The sequence below is a fragment of the Kribbella sp. NBC_00482 genome (assembly GCF_036013725.1).
In the GTDB taxonomy this organism is placed as follows: domain Bacteria; phylum Actinomycetota; class Actinomycetes; order Propionibacteriales; family Kribbellaceae; genus Kribbella.
Genome location: NZ_CP107881.1, coordinates 1285577 through 1303570, shown reverse-complemented (window position 1 = coordinate 1303570; position 17994 = coordinate 1285577). Strand labels below are relative to the sequence as shown.

Here is a 17994-nt window from a genome sequence, read left to right as displayed (position 1 = left end):
GAGAGCGGTCAGCTGCCGACGCGGCCGCCGTCGCGGCGCCAGACGCAGGCGATCGCGGGGCGCGGGAACTTGTCGGTGTGCGGCCAGGTCGAGCTGGGCTTCTCGAAGGTCGCGGTGTCGGTCTCGCCCGGATGCTGTACGGCGACGAACGCGGTCTTGTCGTCGTCGGAGACCAGCGGCCCGCACGCCTCGGAGGCGAACGGCACGGACAGGAACTGCTTGACCTGCCCGCGGTTCGGGCCCGCGACCGGGACGGTGAAGATGCCGTCGTTCGACCCGAGCACGTTGCCGTCGGTGGAGATCCAGAGGTTGCCGGAGCCGTCGAAGGCGACGTTGTCCGGGCAGGAGATCGGGCTGACCTTCGACTTGTCGAAGCCGCCGAAGTACGTCTCCTGCGCGGCCGGGTCGCCGCAGACCAGGAACAGGGTCCAGAAGAAGCCGGTCTTGGCCGCGTCGTCGCCCTCCTCGCTGATCTCGAGGATGTACCCGTTGCGGTTGCCGGCCTTCTCGATCAGCGGGCCGTCGAGAGTGTCGCGGGTGTGCGAGACGGCCAGCGGGTTCGCCTCGTCGACGGGGAAGCTGCTGCCGCGCTTGTCGTTGTTCGTCAGCGCGGCGTAGATCCGGCCGTTGACCGGGTTCCGCTCGACGTCCTCGGGGCGGTCCATCCGGGTGGCGCCGACCTTGTCGCCGGCGACCCGGGTGTTGATCAGCACCTCCTGCACGGACAGGCCGTCGACGAACGACTTGGTGTCCGAGGTCAGCGGGATCCACTGGCCGATACCGTCGTACACGCCGTCCGTTGAGCCGTCGCCGGTGAACTTGGCGACGTACAGCGTGCCCTCGTCGAGCAGGCCGAAGTTGTTCTTGCGGTTCTTCGGGTCGTACTTCCCGGCCGAGACGAACTTGTAGAGGTACTCGCCCTTCTCGTCGTCGCCGGTGTACACCGCGATCCGCCCGTCGGCGGTGATCGTGACGGTCGCGCCCTCGTGCTTGAGGCGGCCGAGCATGCTCCGCTTCTTCGGCGTCGACCGCGGGTCGTACGGGTCGACCTCGACCACCCAGCCGGACTTGTAGACCTCGTTCGGCGTCTTCGTCAGGTCGAACCGCGGGTCGACGACGCTCCACTGCCGCGCGGACTTGGTCGCGGTCGTCGGTACGCCGTACCGCTTGTAGGAATCCACGTGCTCGGCGGGGATCGTGCCGCTCACGTCGTAGTACCCGTTGAAGTTCTCCTCGCCGGACAGGATCGTGCCCCACGGTGTGACGCCGCCGGAGCAGTTCCCGAAGGTGCCGTAGGCAACCTTTCCGACGCGGGCGTCCGCGGCCGCCGGGCCGGTCACCTCGAACTTCGTGGACGCGGTGATCCGGCGGTTGTAGCGGGACAGCTGCTTGTCGCGGCGCCACTGGCCCTTGCGGCCGACGCGCTCGATCTGGACGACGGCCATACCGTGCGCGGCCATCCCGATCTTCGCGATCTCGGCGGTCGAGTACTTGCCGGTCGGGAACATCAGGTTCTCGTCGGTGTACTCGTGGTTGCAGACCAGCAACGCCACCCGGTCGTCGCGCAGCGGCACGATCATCGTGTAGTCGTTGTTGTAGCCGAACTGCCGCGCCTGCGCCTCGGCGGACTGCTTGTACGGGTCGAACTTCGGCGCACCCGGGAGCACTGGGTCGCCCCAGCCGATGATCACGGCCTGCTCGTACCCGTGCGGCACGACGATGTCGTCCTGACGGTTCGGCGGTACGACGCTGTGCGTCAGCTCACCGCGGTGGCCGAAGCCGGGGAAGGCGCCATTACCGGACCCGCTGCCGGAGCCGCGGCCGGTCTGGTCGGCGATCGCTGGCGCGTTCACCGCGAGTGTGGCGACACCGGCGGCGCCGACGCCGGCCGCGCCGATCGCGAGCACCTTGCGGCGGCTGAACGCGGAGCGCATCACGGTCTGGATGTGCTCGTTGCCGGACGTGTTCGGCTCGGGGTGGTCGCACTGGTTCGCGCACTTGAGTTCGCAGGTGCGCAGGGAGCGGGACCCGTGGCGGGTGCCGATCTGACTGATCAGCGGCAGGAACTTGGTCACGATCAGCGACCCTAGGGAAGCTGAGAGCCGACTGAGTGAAGGTCAGATGAACGTCACACGGCTTAGGTTGACCTAAGAAAGCGAAGCGCAGTCGAACAATCACACTGCGGAAGCAGTGACCGCGGCGCGTTCGAGGGCGATGTTGCGGCGGCGGGTGTGCATGCTGTCGAAGGTGAACAGCGCCAGCGCGACCCACACCAGGCCGAAACCGAACCAGCGCATCGGCGTCATCTGCTCGTGGAAGATCACCAGGCCGCAGATGAACTGCATGATCGGCGCGATGTAGTTCAGCAGCCCGAGCGTCGTCATCGAGACCCGGGTCGCCGCGGCCCCGAAGAGCAGCAGCGGCAGGGCGGTGATCGGCCCGGTCAGCAGCACCAGCACGAGGTACGCCGTCCCGTGGTGGGTGACCGACGCGTCGCCGTGCAGCCCGAGGGCGATGATCCCCGCGACCGCGAACGGTACGACGGTGCCGGATTCGATCGCCATCCCTTCGATCGCGCCGGCGCCGGCCTGCTTCTTCGCCAGTCCGTACAACCCGAACGAGAACGTCAGGATGATCGCCACCCACGGCGGACGCCCGTTCTCGACGGTCAATCCGGCGACGGCGGCGAACGCGATCCCCAGCGCGGTCCACTGCACCGGCCGGAGTCGCTCCTTGAGGACGAAGACGCCGAGCAGGACCGTGAACAGCGGCGTGATGAAGTACCCGAGCGAGGTCTCCACGACGTGACCGTTGTTGACGGCCCAGATGTAGGTGCCCCAGTTCGCCGAGATCAGGAACGCCGCCGCCATCAGCGGCCACCGCCGCCGCGGTTCTGCCAGGAGGGCCTTCACCGCTGTGAACTTCCGCAGTACGGCGACCAGGATCACGATCGTGACCAGCGACCAGAGCACCCGGTGGGCCAGCAGTTCGAGCGCCCCGGACTGGTCGAGAAGCTTCCAGTACAGCGGGAACAGGCCCCAGATCAGGTACGCGGCGAACCCGTAGGTGAATCCTTTTCGCTGATCTGGCACCCCGTCAGCCTAAGCCCGCCGACAGCCGCATCCAATTACTTTGCTCATGACGTGAGACGGCCCGCGGCCTCCCGACTCGATACTCTGTGCGCGCTTCGGCCACGGACCACAGGAGGAATCGGATGGCACAGTCCCGCGGCAAACTCATCGACGAGTTGACCGACGACGTCACACGGTCGGCGCTCGCCTCGGCCAATCTGACCGCGGAGGATCGCGTGCTGGCCGGGCAACGTGTCCGGCAGGCGATCGCAGCGGAGGCCATGGGGGCGCACCGCGATGTGGTCGCGGCGACCGTCGGCGACCAGGGCAGCCCTGCAGCAGAGCCGTTCAGCGCCTACCTGGCCGGCAACGACCGGCCGCATGTCGCGCAGGACGAGGCGCGGCCGGAAGCATCGGCGGCGCGGAAGCTGGCGTCGGAGCTGCTGGCCGCGGACGATCGGACGAACACCATGGACTCGCAGCGGACCGGGCGCGCCGAGGACTACATCGCGCATGCGGTCGTGTTCGCCGCGGAGGCGGCGGCGAAGAAGGTACCCGGTGGTCCGTCCCAGGCTCCTGCTGCTGCCGCGGGTGCGGCGGCCGGTCCTGTGGCTGTTCCGGTTGTTGCCGTCAAGGCCGGAGTTGCAGTGGCCAAAGACGGTGGTGTGAACCGGCGACCGTCCATCGGGTGACGTGTGGCGTGAGGCCGCTGGTGTGATGGGGTTGGATGGAGGGGTGGACACCAGGAGGCGCGCGTGGGTGTGAGGACCGGTCTGGTCTCGGTGACGTTTCGCCAGTTGCCGGTCGACCAGGTGGTGGAGGAGGCGGCGAAGTCCGGGCTCGCGGCGATCGAATGGGGCGGTGACGTACACGTCCCGCTCGGCAACCTGGTCAATGCCAAGCGGGTGCGGAACCTGACCGAGGTACACGGCCTGCACGTCGCGGCGTACGGCTCGTACCTGCGGGCCGGCAGCGTCGACCGCGAGGAGATGCGCTCCGCGGTCGCCACCGCCGCGGCGCTCGGCGCGCCCCGGATCCGGGTCTGGGCGGGCAACGTCGGTACGGCGGATGCCGGCGTCGGTGACCGGATGGCCGTGACCCGTGGACTGGGCGAGCTCGCCGAGATGGCGGCCGGCGCCGGGATCGAGATCGCGATGGAGTTCCATCGCAACACGCTCACCGACGAGGTCGACTCGACGATCACCCTGCTGCTGGACGTCGGCGCGCCGAACCTGACGACGTACTGGCAGCCGCCGGTCGATCTCGACGACGCGGCGTGCCTGCAGCAGCTCGAGGCGCTGATGCCGTGGCTGAGCACGGTGCATGTCTTCTCGTGGTGGCCCTCCAACAACCGGCTGCCGCTCGCGGGCCGGGAGTCGCTGTGGCGGCCGGTCCTCGACCGCCTTGCCGCCGAGCCGCGCGAGATCAACGCGCTGCTCGAGTTCGTCGCCGACGACTCACCCGAGCAGCTCGCCAAGGACGCCGCCGACCTGCACAGCTGGGCCCAGTAAGCCGGCCAGGTCCTAGTCCGGTAGGTAGATCGCCAGGATCAGCGTTCCCTTGGTGGGGTTGCCCTCGGCGATCGTCAGGGTGGCGCGCTCGGAGGGGGCGGCGCCGTGGGCGTCCCAGCCGATGCCCATGCCGCCGACGTCCGACGCGACGCCGACGCCGGTCTCGGTCTTGCCGACCGTGAGGCTGGCCTGGAACCCACCGCCCGGGCCGAGTGGCGAGCCCCCGTAGGCGACGACGTACGGCTGATCCGCCGGGGTATCGGTCGCGAGGCGTCGGTCCGGCCCGGGCGCGGTCTTCACCTCGGCGAGCCGGTACCGGTACCCGGCGACCTCGGTCTGCTCCGGAAGCTCCATCCCGTCGATGACCCGCTGCGCCCCCCGGAAGTAGACGCCCAGACCCAGCCGGACGTCCGGCGGCATCCCGATGAGGTGCGGGCTGGTCGACAAGACCTTCGCGACCACGTCGACACGTTGCCCGGCCGGCACCGGTGAGTCGATCGTGAGACTGCTGCCCTTCACAGCGTCGGTCGAGCTCGCCTCGCAGGTGGACTTGACCGGCTGCCCGGAGCCGATGCGCATCTCCACGGTGTACGGCGGGTTGTCGCCGACGTAGCCCGAGTTCGCCGTACAGAACGGGTGCAGGACCAACTTGGCTCCGGTCGCGGTGAAGCTGAAGCGCACATCGAGGCGATCCAGGTTGGCGACCTGCGCGGCGGCCAGGATGTCGCCACCGACCGTCTTCCGGTAGATCACTCCGTCCTTTTGGTACGCGCCCGCGTCGACAGGCGCAAGCCGTGCCGGTGCGCCGTTGCTGCTCGGCGGGTCGGGCGAGGTGGAGTAGATGCCGAACCAGATCCGGCTGTCCTTGCCGGCCGGCCGGCCCGACTCCAGCTCGATCAGATCGGCGGAGACCCGCGCCGCCTTGCCGACCGGGGAGGCCAGCCAGAAAGCCGAGTCCGGTGCGAGGGTGACGCCGCTGTCCATCGCCCACGCGTTCGGGCCGGCGTCGCAGCTCGCGTCACCGAGGTACCAGCCGTTGATGCGGAAGCGGATCGCGTACATGGCGCCGGCGGCCTCGCAGTTGGCGTGGACGGTGATCGAGTTCGTGGTCGGGGTCCACGCGAACGACAGACTGCTCTGGCCGCGGTCGCCGATCCATGCCTTGAGCAACTTGTCGCTGCCGACCGTTCCGGGGACCGTGAGGCCGTCCCGGGTGTAGTCCTCGGGTGGGTTGTCGGCCGGCGGCGTCGGGCGCAGGGTGGGGACGAGGGTGGCGGCGACGGCCGCGAGTACGGCGACCACGCCGAGCGCGCTGAAGGCACGGCGCTGCTTGGTGCGGCGGATCTTCTGCTGCACACCGGGCAGCAGGTCGCCCGGGTGCTGGTCGGCGGAGGCGGCACGGGTGGCGAGCTCGTCGCGCAGGTCCTGGAGGTTCATCACGGGGTCTCCAGATCTGCCGGGGTGGCAAGGGAAGGGTCGAGACGGAGCTTGGCGAGAGCCTTGGCGGTCTGGCTCTTGACGGTGCCGACGGAGCTGCCCATCAGCCGGGCGGTCTCGGCCTCGCTGAGGTCCTCGTAGAAGCGCAGGACGACGACCGCGCGTTGCCGGCGGGGGAGGCGGCCGATGGCGTCCCAGAGGTCGAGCCCGTCCTCGCCGTCCGCGGTGGGGGCGTCGGGCAGTTCCTCTGTCGGGATCTCACCGTTCCAGCGGCGGCGCCACCAGGAGGAGTACGTCGTGACCAGGATCCGCCGGACGTACGGCTCCGGGTTGTCCTCGCGGATCCGGGCCCAGTGGAACCACGCCTTCGCCAGCGCGGTCTGGACCAGGTCCTCGGCCAGCGCATGGTCGCGGGTCAGCAGGTAGGCGGTCCGCAGCAGGGCCCGCGAGCGCGCGGCGACGAACGCGTCGAAGGTGTCCGTGCCGTCGTGCACCGCGATCACCCCCGTCGCCAAGACGCCGTCGTCGATGCTCACATCCTGCTGGACCGGCTGGCCGTTCCGGAAAGTTGCCTGCCGTGTCGGAAAGTCTGCTGTGTGTCGGAAATTTCCGGTGAGCGCTGGCCAAGAGGCGGAAAATGACGGAATGCTGTTCCGGGACAGGTTCCTTCACCGCCCCGGAGGTGTCCGATGTCCATCACCAGACCGTTGCCACGGCTGTTCGCCGTACTCATGCTGTTCGTGGCAACCCTCACTGCTTCACAGGTCGTCGCCACGACCGTCGCCCACGCGGACGGCTGTTACACGTGGGGCCGGCAGCTCAGTCAAGGCATGTCCGGCGCGGACGTGCGGCAGTTGCAGATCCGGGTCTCCGGATATCCCGGATACGGTGCGCACCTCGTGATCGACGGTGAGTTCGGCCCGGCGACGAAGGCCGCGGTGCAGCGATTCCAGGCGGCCTACGGGCTGGCGCAGGACGGAGTCGCCGGCTCGGCCACGTTCACCAAGATCTACGCGCTGCAGGACGACGACTGCACGCCGATCCACTTCACGTACGCCGAACTCGACGACGGCTGCGGCGGCTCCGGGTTCGACGGCGGTCCGCTGTCCGAGGCAGCGACCAAGGCCAACGCGCTCGAGACGATGTGGCACCTGGAGGCGTTGCGGCACGCGCTCGGTGACCAGCCCCTCAACGTCACCAGCGGTTTCCGCAGCTACTCGTGCAACAGCCAGGTCGGCGGCGCCAGTAACAGCCAGCACCTCTACGGCCGATCCGCGGACCTGGTCGGTGTCCACTCGCTCTGCACCCTCGCAAAGCAAGCTCGCTACCACGGCTTCGGCGGCATCCTCGGCCCCGGCTACCCCGGCCACAACGACCACACCCACGCTGACATCCGCACCAGCAACTACTGGAGCGCCCCGAACTGCGGGATCTAATCGAGCGGACGATCTCCGAAATCGGTCAGCGGCGGTAGCCCGAGCGCTACCGCCGCGGCCAGCCGATCCCAACCGACGCGCCCGAACGGCTCCATGCCGGTCGCAAAGTCGTCCTCCAAATCAAGCGCGGCCCGCTCAGCCGCATCACGCTCCGCGTCGCTGACCAGCCCAACCGCGTGCGCTTCTTCCAGTTCGTCCCAGTCCTCGGTGCCGACCGTCCCGTCCGGCCGCCGAAAGGGATCCAACTCCAGATCCTCGAACGTCCACTCTGCCCCGGCCAGCACCGGCTGCGTGCTCACGTCGACATGGATGAGTCCGCTCTCTCGAAAGTACGCGAACCACCACCCGTCGTGCGGCGCGAGCTGCACACAGTGCTCACCCGGACCACCGGGGCCGAGCTGGGCGACCTCGCAGAACTCGCCGTTGTCGCCGCGGAACAGCGAATGCGCCGGCGTGTAGAACCAGGTCCCGAAGGCATCAGTGCCCATCGGGTACGCCGACCACAGCCCAGATCCCTGCGGCCGTTTGCGCTTGCGGATGTACGTCGGGTTCACAGCAGCTCGCTCAAGGTGTGGATGGTGAGGCCGACCAGGGCTCCGACGACGGTGCCGTTGATGCGGATGAACTGGAGGTCGCGGCCGACGTGGAGTTCGATGCGGGCGGCGGCTTCGCGGCCGTCCCAGCGTTCGATGGTGTCGGAGATGACCGAGACGATCTCACGGCCGTACGTGCGGACGACGTACCCGACGGCCTCGGCCGCGCGGGTGTCGACCTTCGCGCGCAGCGCCTCGTCGTCCTGGAGGCGTTGCCCGAGTTCCTGCAGGGCCCGGACCGCCCGCGCCCGGAGCGTGCTGTCCGGGTCGTTGATCGAGTCGATCAGAGCGGTGCGCATCGCGTCCCAGACCGCGGTCAGGCTCGATCCCATGTCCGGGTGCGTGAGCATCCGCGCCTTCCACGCCTCGAACCGCGCCATCGTGTCCGGGTCGTGCTGCAGGTCGTGAGCCAGCTGCCCGAGCAGCCGGTCGATCGCCCGCCGCGCCGGATGCGACTGGTTGTCCCGTACGTCGGCCAGCCACGCCAGCGCCTCGCGGTGGATCCGGTCGATCACCATCCGGTCCACCCACTGCGGTGACCACCGCGGCGCCCGCGGCCCGACGACATCCGCCAGCAGATCCTTGTTGTCGGCCAGCCAGTCGTGCGCCTCCACGAGCAAGAGGTCGAGCAGCGCGTGGTGAGCGCCGTCGTCGACCACCGACTCCACGAAGTGCCCGGCGATCGGGCTCAACGGCTCCTTCACGAACCGCGGCAGCAACGACCCGCTCACGAACGCGGTCACGTCGTCGTCGCCGAGTTTCGGCAGCGCCGCCCCGACGGTGCGCGCGCCCTCGGCCACGATCCGCTCGGCGTGATTGCCGGCGGCAAGCCACTCACCGGCCCGCCGGCTCACCTCCGCGGTCCGCATCTTCTCCCCGACGACCTCCTCGGACAGGAAGTTCTCGGTGACGAACTGCTCGAGGCTCTCGGCGAGGCTGTCCTTCCGGGTCGGCACGATCGCGGTGTGCGGGATCGGCAGCCCGAGCGGTCGCCGGAACAGCGCCGTCACCGCGAACCAGTCCGCCAACGCACCCACCATCGCCGCTTCGGCGGCCGCGTTCACGTACGCCCAGCCGCCGCTGCGGTGCAGCGTCACCACGTAGATCACCGCGGCCAGCACCAGCAGCGCCAACGCCACTGTTCGCATCTGCCGCAGCCCACGCCGCCGTACCAGATCGGCCGCGCCCAAGGTCAAGGTCGCCATACCCCGATCTAACCAAGTCCCCGGTGACGAACCCCTCAGGCAAGTACCTGAGTCGACCCGCGTCGTTCCATGAGGCCGGAGATCACGGCCAGGATCAGGCCGGCGACGGCGAGGGCGGCGCCGAGGCGGCTGGGCCATTCGTAGCCGTAGCCGGCGGCCAGTACGACGCCGCCGAGCCACGCGCCGAGCGCGTTGGCGATGTTGAGCGTGGAGTGGTTCAGCGACGCGGCCAGCGACTGCCCTTCGCGCGCCACATCCATCAAGCGGGTCTGCAGCGCCGGCACCAGGATGCTCGCGGAGCAGCCCATCGCGAACACACCGACCAGCGCGCCCGGCCGCGTCTGCGCGAGCCACCCGAACGTTCCCAGTACGACGGCGACCGCGACCAGCCCGCCGTACACGCTGCCCATCAGCCACCGGTCGGCGAGGCGTCCGCCGAGGACGGTGCCGATGGTCATGCCCACGCCGTACACGCCCAGCACGATCGTCACGGCCGACTCGGAGAAACCGGCCAGTTCCGTCATCGTGGGTGTGATGTACGAGTACGTCGCGAACATCCCGCCGAACCCGACCATCCCGACCAGCAGCGCCATCCACACCTGCGGCCGGGCCAGCGCGCTGAGCTCGCTGCGGACGTTGACGTCGCTCCCGACCGGCTGCGGCGGCACCCAGAACCAGACTGCGACCAGCGTCAGCAACCCCAGCACCCCGACCGCGAGGAACGGCACCTGCCACCCCAGTCGCTGCCCGAGCAAGGTCGTCAGGGGTACGCCGATGATGTTTGCGACGGGGAGGCCGACCATCGTCATCGACACCGCGCGGGCCCGCCGATCCGGCGCCACCATCGACGCGCCGACCACCGCGCCGATCCCGAAGAACGCACCGTGCGGCAGCCCGGACAGGAACCGCGCTGCCAGCAGGAACTCGTAGCTCGAGGCAACCGCCGACAGCACGTTGCCGACCACGAACACCGCCACCAGCCCGAGCAGCAACCGTTTCCGCCCGGTCCGCGCGCCGAGCGCCGCGATCACGGGAGCGCCGACCACGACACCCAGCGCGTACGCCGAGATCACGTGGCCGGCCGTCGGGATCGAGATGTGCACGCCGTCCGCGATCTGCGGCAGCAGCCCCATCGTGACGAACTCGGTGGTTCCGATCGCGAAACCACCCGTCGCCAGCGCGAACAACGCCAGGCTGACGTGTCGCGCGGTCCCGCGATCGTCAGGAGTCACCGAACTTTTCACACCTGATTGTCGCAAAGACCAGCAGAACCAGGGCGAGCAGGGCGAACACCGTGTTCCCGATCAGATCCACGGTCCGCGACGCGTCGAAGACCGGCGTCTCCGGGAACGCGTGCCACGCGTACGTGAGCAGGGCGCCGCCCGCCGCGGCCATCGAGTGCCGCTGCGTCCAGCCGCTCCGCCGGGACCAGACCGTCAGCAGGACAGCCGTGACCAGTTCGAGGAGGAGCAGCATGGCGGCCGTGATCCAGCCGTTGTCGGTCAGTTCGTCGGCCACCATCCAGGCGGAGCCGAGGACCAGGACTGCCGCTCCCGTGAGCAACGCCGACGGCACCATGCCCGCCGTACGGCGAGACGTCCGGCGACCGACTGACACCGCGAGCGCCACCAGCGCGACGATCGCCACCGCCACGCCCGCGAACTGGGCCGGCGACGCCACGAACGGGTCGTTCTTGAGCTGGATGGCCGTCGTCGCCACCACGCCGACGACGAACAGTGCGCCGTACACACTCAGGCCGATCTTGCCCAGCCAGGGCTCGCGGGGCCGCCGCGAGATCGACTCGGTGAGGACGATCGGCACCGTGATGCTCCATACCGTGTGCAGGCCGAGCACGAACAGCGTCCACGGCGCACCCATCCCGAGGAACCCGATGTGTCCGGGGTCGAGGAGTCGATGGTCGACGTAGTTCGGGTTGAACAGCGACTGTGTGGTGATGCCTTCCTCCAGTACGCCGTACGCGAGCGCGAGGATCAGCACACTCGGATACCCCCAGCCGCGGCGGCGAACGAGTTCGCGGATCAGGACCGCGCCGCCGCCGTACAGCGGGGCCAGGCCAAGCAACGCGAACAACGCGCTGATCGGAAGGTTTCCGAGCAGGAACTCGGCGACCAGCGGCGAGAGGAAGAACAGACCGAGGGCGGGCAGGCTCCGCTTCAGGCTGCTGTGGTGGGGCGCGGTCACCAGGTTCGGGTTCGTCATGTCCACAACTCTCGTGCGCACGGGGCGGTCGTGCGGATGCGATCCGTCCGGATCCTGTGCTGACGGATGTCATGGCGTTGTGGGAGCATCCGGCATGGCCAACTTCGGGGACTACCAGTTGCAGATCTACCTGCAGGGGATGCTGCAGGGAGTGACGCCGGAGATCACGACCGACCTGGCGCGGCTGGAGTCGCAGGCGGCCGGGAAACTGCCGGCCGAGGCGATGGGGTACGTCGTGCCGAGCGCCGGCGACGGCTCGACCGCGCGAGCCAACCGGGCCGCGTTCGACCGCTGGCGCCTGGTCCCGCGGATGCTCCGCGGCAGCACCGATCGCGATCTCTCCTGCACGATCCTCGGTACGGTGATGCCGGCGCCGGTCCTGGTCGCGCCGATCGGCGTACAGACCCTCGCGCACCCGGACGGCGAACTCGCGACCGCACGCGCCGCGGACACCCTCGGCCTGACCTACACGCACTCGACCCAGGCGAGCCATGCGATCGAGCAGATCGAGGCGACCAGCAAGTGGTTCCAGCTGTACTACCCGACCGACCGCGACGTCTGCCTGAGTTTCCTGCAGCGCGCGAAGGCCGCGGGGTACGCCGTACTCGTCGTCACCCTCGACACCGGGACGATCGGCTGGCGGCCGGCTGACCTGGATCGCGGGTTCCTGCCGTTCCTGAAGGGTGAGGGGCTGGCGAACTACTTCAGCGACCCGGCGTTCCGGGCCAAGCTGGCCAAGCCGATCGAGGAGGACCCCGGCGCGGCGGTGATGCACTGGGCACAGATGTTCCCGAACGTCGGCCTGTCGTGGGACGACCTGTCGTTCCTGCGCGACAACTGGGACGGCCCGATCGTGCTCAAGGGCATCACCCACGTCGAGGACGCCAAGCTCGCGGCCGAGCACGGCGTGGACGGTCTCGTGGTCTCGAACCACGGCGGCCGCCAGGTCGACGGCGCGATCGCCTCGCTGGACGCACTCCCGGCGATCGCGGAGGCGGTCGGCGAGCAGCTCACGATCCTCTTCGACTCCGGCGTACGCACCGGCGCCGACGCGGCCAAAGCACTAGCCCTCGGCGCGAAGGCGATCCTCCTGGGCCGCCCGCTCCTCTACGGCCTGGCCCTGGCCGGCCAAGCCGGCGTAGAACACGTCCTCCGCTGCTTCCTGGCCGAACTAGACCTAACCCTCGCCCTCTCCGGCTACGCCAACCACCGAGAACTAAACCGCGACTCGGTAGTCCGCGCATGAAGGCGATCATCTTCGACCTCGACAACACGTTGTTCGATCACTCGGGGTGTGCTGAGGCGGGGTTGCGGAGTTGGGTGGCGGAGCTTGGGGTCGCGCCGACGGATGAGCTGGTCGCTGAGTGGTTTGTGATCGAGGAGGATCAGTTCGGCCGGTTTCTGGCGGGGGAGATCACGCATCAGGGGCAGCGGCGGGGGCGGCTGCGGGCGTTTCTGCCTGTGCTCGGTCGCCCGGTGCCGGCGACGGACGCCGAGTTGGACGAGGTGTTCGAGGGGTACCTGACGCAGTACGTGAACAACTGGATCGCGTACCCGGACGCGCGGCCCGCGCTGGAAGTTGCTCGGGGCAACGGATGGCGGATCGGGGTGCTCACCAACGGCAGCACGCGGCAGCAGAACGCGAAGTTGCAGAAGATCGGGCTCGCCGACCTGATCGACGTCGTCTGCACCTCGGAGTCGCTCGGCTTCAGCAAGCCGGACCCGCGCGCCTACCACCGGGTGTGCGAAGCGCTGGGAGTCGAGCCGTCCGACGCCCTGATGATCGGCGACAACCTCGAGCTCGACGTTGTGGCCGCACAAGCGGCCGGCCTGACCGCGCGGCATCTGGACCGCGCGGCCGGACAGACCTTGCTCGAACTGCTCTAGTTCACGGTCCAGGTGTCGGCGCCGGTGACCAGGGACTGTAGGTCGCCGGTGCCCTGGGCTTCCTGGGCGGTGGTGATCTGCTGACGGACCATGTCGTCGTACGCCGGACGGTCGACGGACCGGAAGACGCCGATCGGGGCCTGGTGCAGGACGCCCCCGTCGGTCAGCCGGGACAGGGCGAACGCGTACGCCGGGTCCTCGGTGTGGGCGTCGTGGACGACCAGGTCCGACTCGCCGCCGGGCAGGTCGGCGACCTCGCGGACGGCCAGCGAGGCGAAGCCGTCACGGACCACGCCGAGGTGCCCGTCGGTGCCGAAGCGGATCGGCTCGCCGTGCACGAGCGGGATGATCGCGTCGTCCCGGGTCTCCGGGTTCTTGATCGCGTCGAACGCGTTGTCGTTGAAGATCGGGCAGTTCTGGTAGATCTCCACGAACGCCGTACCGCGGTGCTCGGCCGCTGCCCGCAGTACTGAGGTGAGGTGCTTGCGGTCGGAGTCGACGGTGCGCGCGACGAACGTCGCCTCCGCCCCGAGCGCCAGCGAGACCGGGTTGAACGGGTTGTCCACCGAGCCCATCGGTGTCGACTTCGTCACCTTGCCCGGCTCCGACGTCGGCGAGTACTGCCCCTTGGTCAGACCGTAGATCCGGTTGTTGAACAGCAGGATCTTCAGGTTCACGTTCCGCCGCAGCGTGTGGATCAGGTGGTTGCCGCCGATCGACAGCGCGTCGCCGTCACCGGTCACCACCCACACGCTCAGGTCCGGCCGGGCCGTCGCGAGCCCGGTCGCGATCGCCGGCGCGCGGCCGTGGATCGAGTGCATGCCGTACGTCGACAGGTAGTACGGGAAGCGGGACGAGCAGCCGATCCCGGAGACCATCGCGACGTTCTCGCGCTTGATCCCGAGCTCGGGCAGGAAGCCCTGGAAGGCCGCGAGTACGGCGTAGTCACCGCACCCGGGGCACCAGCGGACCTCCTGGTCCGACACGTACTCCTTGCGGTTCTGCGGCTCGGTCGCGGCCGGGACGCCGCGCAGGCCGCCGGGCAGGCTCGGCAGGCCGAGGTCGACCGTGCTCATCGTGCTCCCTCCGGGTGGTGCAGCTGGCCGTTGGATTGGCCGTTCGCCTGGGTGTGCAGGGCCTCACCGTGCTTGACGGCGGCCGCGGCCGCCCCCAGGTGGCGGGCGTCGTCGTCGATGCCTTCGGTCTCCTCGACCAGGTTGCCGATCACCTCGGCCAGCTCCGCGGCGCCGAGCGGCATACCGCGGACCTGCGCGTACGAGACGACGTCGACCAGGTACTTGGCGCGCAGCAGCATCGCCAGCTGCCCCAGGTTCATCTCCGGGACCAGCACCTTGTCGTACGACTTCAGCACGTCGCCGAGGTTGGACGGGAACGGGTTAAGGTGCCGCAGGTGCGCCTGCGCGATCTTGCCGCCGACCTTTCGGACCCGGCGGACAGCGGCGCCGATCGGGCCGTACGTCGAACCCCACCCGAGCACCAGGACCTTCGCCGCACCGTCCGGGTCGTCGACCTCCACCGACGGAACGGCGATGCCGTCCACCTTCGCCTGGCGGGTGCGGATCATCAGGTCGTGGTTGGCCGGGTCGTAGGAGATGTTCCCGGTCTTGTCCTCCTTCTCCAGACCGCCGATCCGGTGGTCCAGGCCCGCCGTACCGGGAACCGCCCAGGCACGGGCGAGGGTCTCCGGGTCGCGCAGGTAGGGGAGGTACTTCGGGGCGCCCTTGTCGTCGGTCGCGTTCGGCTCGACGGTGAAGTCCGGGTCGATCGTCGGCAGGTCCTCGATGACCGGGATCTTCCACGGCTCGGAACCGTTCGCCAGGTAGCCGTCGGACAGCACGATCACCGGCGTGCGGTAGGTGATCGCGATCCGGGCCGCCTCGACCGCGATCGCGAAGCAGTCCGCGGGGGACTGGGCGGCGATCACCGGCAGCGGCGCCTCGCCGTTGCGGCCGAACATGACCTGCAGCAGGTCGGCCTGCTCGGTCTTGGTCGGCATACCCGTGGACGGACCGGCGCGCTGGATGTCGCAGACCACGAGCGGCAGCTCGAGCATCACGCCGAGGCCGATCGTCTCGGACTTCAGGCTGATCCCGGGTCCGGACGACGTGGTGACGCCTAGGGCGCCGCCGAACGACGCGCCCAGGGCGGCGCCGACACCGGCGATCTCGTCCTCGGCCTGGATCGTGGTGACGTTGAACCGCTTGAGCTTGGACAGCTCGTGAAGTACGTCGGACGCCGGGGTGATCGGGTACGCACCGAGGACCAGCGGCAAGCCGGCCCGCTGGGCGCCTGCCACCAGGCCGTACGCCAGCGCGAGGTTGCCGGAGATGTTCCGGTAGGTACCGGTGGCCATGTGGGCCGGCTTCACCTCGTACCGGACCGAGAACTCCTCGGCGGTCTCACCGAAGTTGTAGCCCGCGCGGAAGGCCGCGATGTTCGCGTCGCGGATGTCCGGCTTGGACGCGAACTTGGTCTGCAGGAACGTGATCGTCGACTCGACCGGCCGCTGGAACAGCCAGGACACCAGGCCGAGCGCGTACATGTTCTTCGCCCGGGACGCGTCCTTGCGGCTGAGGCCGAACTCCTTGACCGACTCCACCGTCATGCCGGTCAGGTTCAGCGGTACGACGTGATAGCCGTCCAGCTCACCGGTCTCCAGCGGGTTCTCGTCGTACCCGATCCGCTTCAGGTTGCGCGCGGTGAAGTCCGCGGTGTCCACGATCAGGGTCGCGCCCCGCGGCACGTCCTTGAGGTTCGCCTTCAGCGCCGCCGGATTCATGGCGATCAGCACATCGGGCGCATCACCCGGCGTGAGGATGTCGTGGTCGGCGAAGTGGAGCTGGAACGACGACACTCCCGGCAGGGTTCCGGCTGGTGCCCGGATCTCTGCGGGGAAGTTGGGCAGGGTCGACAGATCATTGCCGAACGATGCCGTTTCCGCTGTGAACCTGTCCCCCGTGAGTTGCATCCCGTCGCCGGAGTCGCCGGCGAAGCGGATCACCACGCGGTCGAGCTGCTTGACCTCGATGGTCACTGTTCTGTTCATCTCCAAGTCGAAGCTTGGGTCGTCCGGCCACCTTGTGGGTGACAGGTCGATCCCCCCGTCAGGGCGATAACCCCAATATTAGTTCGCCCTTTGTACGGAATCATGCGGAAGCCCCGGTGGTCCACAGCCTGGGACGCGGTGTTACAAGGTGATCCGGTCGGGTAGGGGCGAAACAGGCCGGGATCACCGTGTGCAAGCGCTCGCTTGCGATCCGGAGTGAGAACCGGCAGGGTGGCGTCATCTAGCTGTGGATTCAGGGAGTTGCTTCATGCGTCGTGTGCTGATCGGACTGCTGACTTTGCTGATGCTGGGCTGCGCTGTCCCGATCGCGTCCGCGGTCCCGTCGCCGGCGCGGACCGCGAAGATCTCCAGCATCCGTACGACGGACGCGACCAAGGGCGTGATCACGGTCGTCGGGACGCTGTCGCCGGCGCCCGCGGCCGGCACCCGGATCCCGTTGCACCAGTGGATCCCGTCGCTGAAGCGCTGGCAGGAGGTCGCGCACGGGTACTCGTCGGGCAGCAGCGTGACGATTACCACCGTGCAGCCCGGGTCGGTCCGGACGTACCGGATCGCGGTCGGCCCGCAGGCGCCGTACGCCGCGGCGATCTCGCCGATGATCAGCTTCAAGCACTACGTGTGGCGGGGGATGTTCAAGAAGGGGCTGCTCGCCGCGGGCGGAGCGGGGCAGCCGCAGTTCACCGTCGTACCGCCGAAGGAAGGGCCGCGGCGGGCCGAGGCGGACCTGCTGGCGAACCAGGGCGGGTACGTGTGGGGTGACGTCGACTCGACCGGATGCCGGTACTCGCGGAACTGGCTCGGCAACCTCACCGACGGACTGGTCCGGGTGTCGCTGCACAACGGGACGAAGCCACTGACCTCGGTCCGGATGCAGCAGGAGACCGAGACCTGGCTGAACTACGACATCACCGGCGTCACCCGCCTGCGCCTCCAGGTCGCCGACGTCCGCTCCGGCTACGGCCCGTACGTCTCCATCGACTCCCTCCTGCTCTGCACGAACTAAGGCCCTGTCTGGCAATCCATCGCCTACTGCGGGGCACTCGGCACGGCACCTCGCCGCACGGGTGCAAAGGCCACGATGCTCCGCATCGAGACCTTCGCCCCGCACGCCGAGCTACCGCACCGAGCACCTCCTCGCTACGGCGCTGGATCACCAGACAGGGCCTAGACTGCTGCCCGTGTCGGACAGCTATGGCGTCATCGCCGCGGTGGTCGCGCTCGGCCTGGTCGGGCTGCTCGGCGCGTTCGCGCTGAACAAGGCGCTGACGGTCACCTATCCGACCGAGGGCAAGCTCAAGACGTACGAGTCGGGCGTCGACCCGGTCGGCGAGGGCTGGGCCCAGGTCCACATCCGGTACTACCTGTTCGCGTACCTCTACGTGATCTTCGCCGTGGACGCGATCTACCTGTTCCCGTGGGCGACGATCTTCGCGACCCTCGGCGTCGCGACCCTGATCGAGATGTTCGTCTTCCTGGCGTTCGTCGCCGTCGGCCTGTTGTACGCGTACCGCAAGGGCGTCCTGCGCTGGACCTGATCGCTGACTTC

Annotated in this window: 17 protein-coding genes; 7 read left to right on the top strand and 10 right to left on the bottom strand. The window is 68.9% G+C overall.

What is annotated here, in order from left to right:
- Nucleotides 1-8: 8 nt before the first annotated feature.
- Both OHB24_RS06590 and rarD read right to left on the bottom strand, forming a co-directional pair.
- Nucleotides 9-2075 carry a PhoX family protein gene (locus tag OHB24_RS06590; protein ID WP_327638044.1) on the bottom strand — a complete coding sequence of 689 codons (2067 nt, stop codon included), beginning with the start codon at nucleotides 2073-2075 and terminating at the stop codon, nucleotides 9-11.
- Nucleotides 2076-2174: 99 nt separating this feature from the next.
- Nucleotides 2175-3092 carry an EamA family transporter RarD gene (gene rarD, locus OHB24_RS06585; protein ID WP_327638043.1) on the bottom strand — a complete coding sequence of 306 codons (918 nt, stop codon included), beginning with the start codon at nucleotides 3090-3092 and terminating at the stop codon, nucleotides 2175-2177.
- Between the two features lie 122 nt (nucleotides 3093-3214).
- On the opposite strand from rarD, the gene OHB24_RS06580 reads away from it, so the two are divergent.
- Nucleotides 3215-3763, top strand: a complete 549-nt coding sequence (locus OHB24_RS06580) for a hypothetical protein (protein ID WP_327638042.1) — start codon at nucleotides 3215-3217, stop codon at nucleotides 3761-3763.
- Nucleotides 3764-3826: 63 nt separating this feature from the next.
- Nucleotides 3827-4582, top strand: a complete 756-nt coding sequence (locus OHB24_RS06575) for a sugar phosphate isomerase/epimerase family protein (protein ID WP_327638041.1) — start codon at nucleotides 3827-3829, stop codon at nucleotides 4580-4582.
- A 12-nt stretch (nucleotides 4583-4594) separates the two neighbouring features.
- On the opposite strand, the gene OHB24_RS06570 is transcribed toward OHB24_RS06575, so the two are convergent.
- Nucleotides 4595-6019, bottom strand: a complete 1425-nt coding sequence (locus tag OHB24_RS06570) for a hypothetical protein (RefSeq protein WP_327638040.1) — start codon at nucleotides 6017-6019, stop codon at nucleotides 4595-4597.
- Complete coding sequence (locus tag OHB24_RS06565; protein WP_327638039.1) at nucleotides 6019-6555, bottom strand: SigE family RNA polymerase sigma factor; 537 nt, start codon at nucleotides 6553-6555, stop codon at nucleotides 6019-6021. The genes OHB24_RS06570 and OHB24_RS06565 overlap by 1 nt, the downstream gene beginning before the upstream one ends.
- 153 nt (nucleotides 6556-6708) lie before the next feature.
- On the opposite strand from OHB24_RS06565, the gene OHB24_RS06560 reads away from it, so the two are divergent.
- On the top strand, nucleotides 6709-7455 hold the full coding sequence (locus OHB24_RS06560) for a D-Ala-D-Ala carboxypeptidase family metallohydrolase (protein ID WP_327638038.1): 747 nt from the start codon (nucleotides 6709-6711) through the stop codon (nucleotides 7453-7455).
- On the opposite strand, the gene OHB24_RS06555 is transcribed toward OHB24_RS06560, so the two are convergent.
- Genes OHB24_RS06555 through OHB24_RS06540 form a run of 4 tightly spaced genes read right to left on the bottom strand, consistent with a single transcriptional unit; the run spans nucleotide 7452 to nucleotide 11473 of the window.
- Nucleotides 7452-8009, bottom strand: coding sequence for a DUF402 domain-containing protein (locus tag OHB24_RS06555; protein ID WP_327638037.1), 558 nt, complete (start codon nucleotides 8007-8009; stop codon nucleotides 7452-7454). The two genes, OHB24_RS06560 and OHB24_RS06555, sit on opposite strands and share 4 nt — an antisense overlap.
- Nucleotides 8006-9253 (bottom strand): DUF445 domain-containing protein, encoded by a 1248-nt coding sequence (locus OHB24_RS06550; protein ID WP_327638036.1) that lies wholly within the window; start codon nucleotides 9251-9253, stop codon nucleotides 8006-8008. The genes OHB24_RS06555 and OHB24_RS06550 overlap by 4 nt, the downstream gene beginning before the upstream one ends.
- A gap of 35 nt (nucleotides 9254-9288) precedes the next feature.
- Entirely contained in the window at nucleotides 9289-10485 is a 1197-nt protein-coding gene (locus OHB24_RS06545; RefSeq protein ID WP_327638035.1) for an MFS transporter, read from the bottom strand.
- Nucleotides 10475-11473 (bottom strand): hypothetical protein, encoded by a 999-nt coding sequence (locus OHB24_RS06540; protein ID WP_327638034.1) that lies wholly within the window; start codon nucleotides 11471-11473, stop codon nucleotides 10475-10477. Before OHB24_RS06540 ends, OHB24_RS06545 begins: the two co-directional genes overlap by 11 nt.
- Nucleotides 11474-11567: 94 nt before the next feature.
- On the opposite strand from OHB24_RS06540, the gene OHB24_RS06535 reads away from it, so the two are divergent.
- Both OHB24_RS06535 and OHB24_RS06530 read left to right on the top strand, forming a co-directional pair.
- A complete protein-coding gene (locus OHB24_RS06535) occupies nucleotides 11568-12719 on the top strand; it encodes an alpha-hydroxy-acid oxidizing protein (RefSeq protein WP_327638033.1) in 1152 nt (383 codons plus the stop codon).
- The gene (locus OHB24_RS06530) at nucleotides 12716-13360 is read left to right on the top strand and encodes an HAD family hydrolase (RefSeq protein ID WP_327638032.1); all 645 of its coding nucleotides are present in this window, start codon (nucleotides 12716-12718) and stop codon (nucleotides 13358-13360) included. Before OHB24_RS06535 ends, OHB24_RS06530 begins: the two co-directional genes overlap by 4 nt.
- Here the strand turns inward: OHB24_RS06530 and OHB24_RS06525 are convergent.
- Together OHB24_RS06525 and OHB24_RS06520 are read right to left on the bottom strand one after the other, a co-directional pair.
- Nucleotides 13357-14436: a 2-oxoacid:ferredoxin oxidoreductase subunit beta gene (locus OHB24_RS06525; protein WP_327638031.1), complete on the bottom strand. Its 1080-nt coding sequence runs from the start codon at nucleotides 14434-14436 to the stop codon at nucleotides 13357-13359. The two genes, OHB24_RS06530 and OHB24_RS06525, sit on opposite strands and share 4 nt — an antisense overlap.
- On the bottom strand, nucleotides 14433-16427 hold the full coding sequence (locus OHB24_RS06520; protein WP_327638030.1) for a 2-oxoacid:acceptor oxidoreductase subunit alpha: 1995 nt from the start codon (nucleotides 16425-16427) through the stop codon (nucleotides 14433-14435). The genes OHB24_RS06525 and OHB24_RS06520 overlap by 4 nt, the downstream gene beginning before the upstream one ends.
- A 268-nt stretch (nucleotides 16428-16695) precedes the next feature.
- Here OHB24_RS06520 and OHB24_RS06515 point away from each other — a divergent pair, with 268 nt between their 5' ends.
- Both OHB24_RS06515 and OHB24_RS06510 read left to right on the top strand, forming a co-directional pair.
- Nucleotides 16696-17451: a hypothetical protein gene (locus OHB24_RS06515; protein WP_327638029.1), complete on the top strand. Its 756-nt coding sequence runs from the start codon at nucleotides 16696-16698 to the stop codon at nucleotides 17449-17451.
- Between the two features lie 175 nt (nucleotides 17452-17626).
- Entirely contained in the window at nucleotides 17627-17983 is a 357-nt protein-coding gene (locus tag OHB24_RS06510; protein ID WP_131286606.1) for an NADH-quinone oxidoreductase subunit A, read from the top strand.
- Nucleotides 17984-17994: the final 11 nt, after the last annotated feature.

Coding starts and splice junctions, on each gene's coding strand:
- OHB24_RS06580 (WP_327638042.1), top strand. CDS start 3,215: ATGGCACAGTCCCGCGGCAAACTCATCGACGAGTTGACCGACGACGTC.
- OHB24_RS06570 (WP_327638040.1), bottom strand. CDS start 6,019: ATGAACCTCCAGGACCTGCGCGACGAGCTCGCCACCCGTGCCGCCTCC.
- OHB24_RS06560 (WP_327638038.1), top strand. CDS start 6,709: ATGTCCATCACCAGACCGTTGCCACGGCTGTTCGCCGTACTCATGCTG.
- OHB24_RS06550 (WP_327638036.1), bottom strand. CDS start 9,253: ATGGCGACCTTGACCTTGGGCGCGGCCGATCTGGTACGGCGGCGTGGG.
- OHB24_RS06540 (WP_327638034.1), bottom strand. CDS start 11,473: ATGACGAACCCGAACCTGGTGACCGCGCCCCACCACAGCAGCCTGAAG.
- OHB24_RS06535 (WP_327638033.1), top strand. CDS start 11,568: ATGGCCAACTTCGGGGACTACCAGTTGCAGATCTACCTGCAGGGGATG.
- OHB24_RS06530 (WP_327638032.1), top strand. CDS start 12,716: ATGAAGGCGATCATCTTCGACCTCGACAACACGTTGTTCGATCACTCG.
- OHB24_RS06525 (WP_327638031.1), bottom strand. CDS start 14,436: ATGAGCACGGTCGACCTCGGCCTGCCGAGCCTGCCCGGCGGCCTGCGC.
- OHB24_RS06520 (WP_327638030.1), bottom strand. CDS start 16,427: ATGAACAGAACAGTGACCATCGAGGTCAAGCAGCTCGACCGCGTGGTG.
- OHB24_RS06515 (WP_327638029.1), top strand. CDS start 16,696: ATGCGTCGTGTGCTGATCGGACTGCTGACTTTGCTGATGCTGGGCTGC.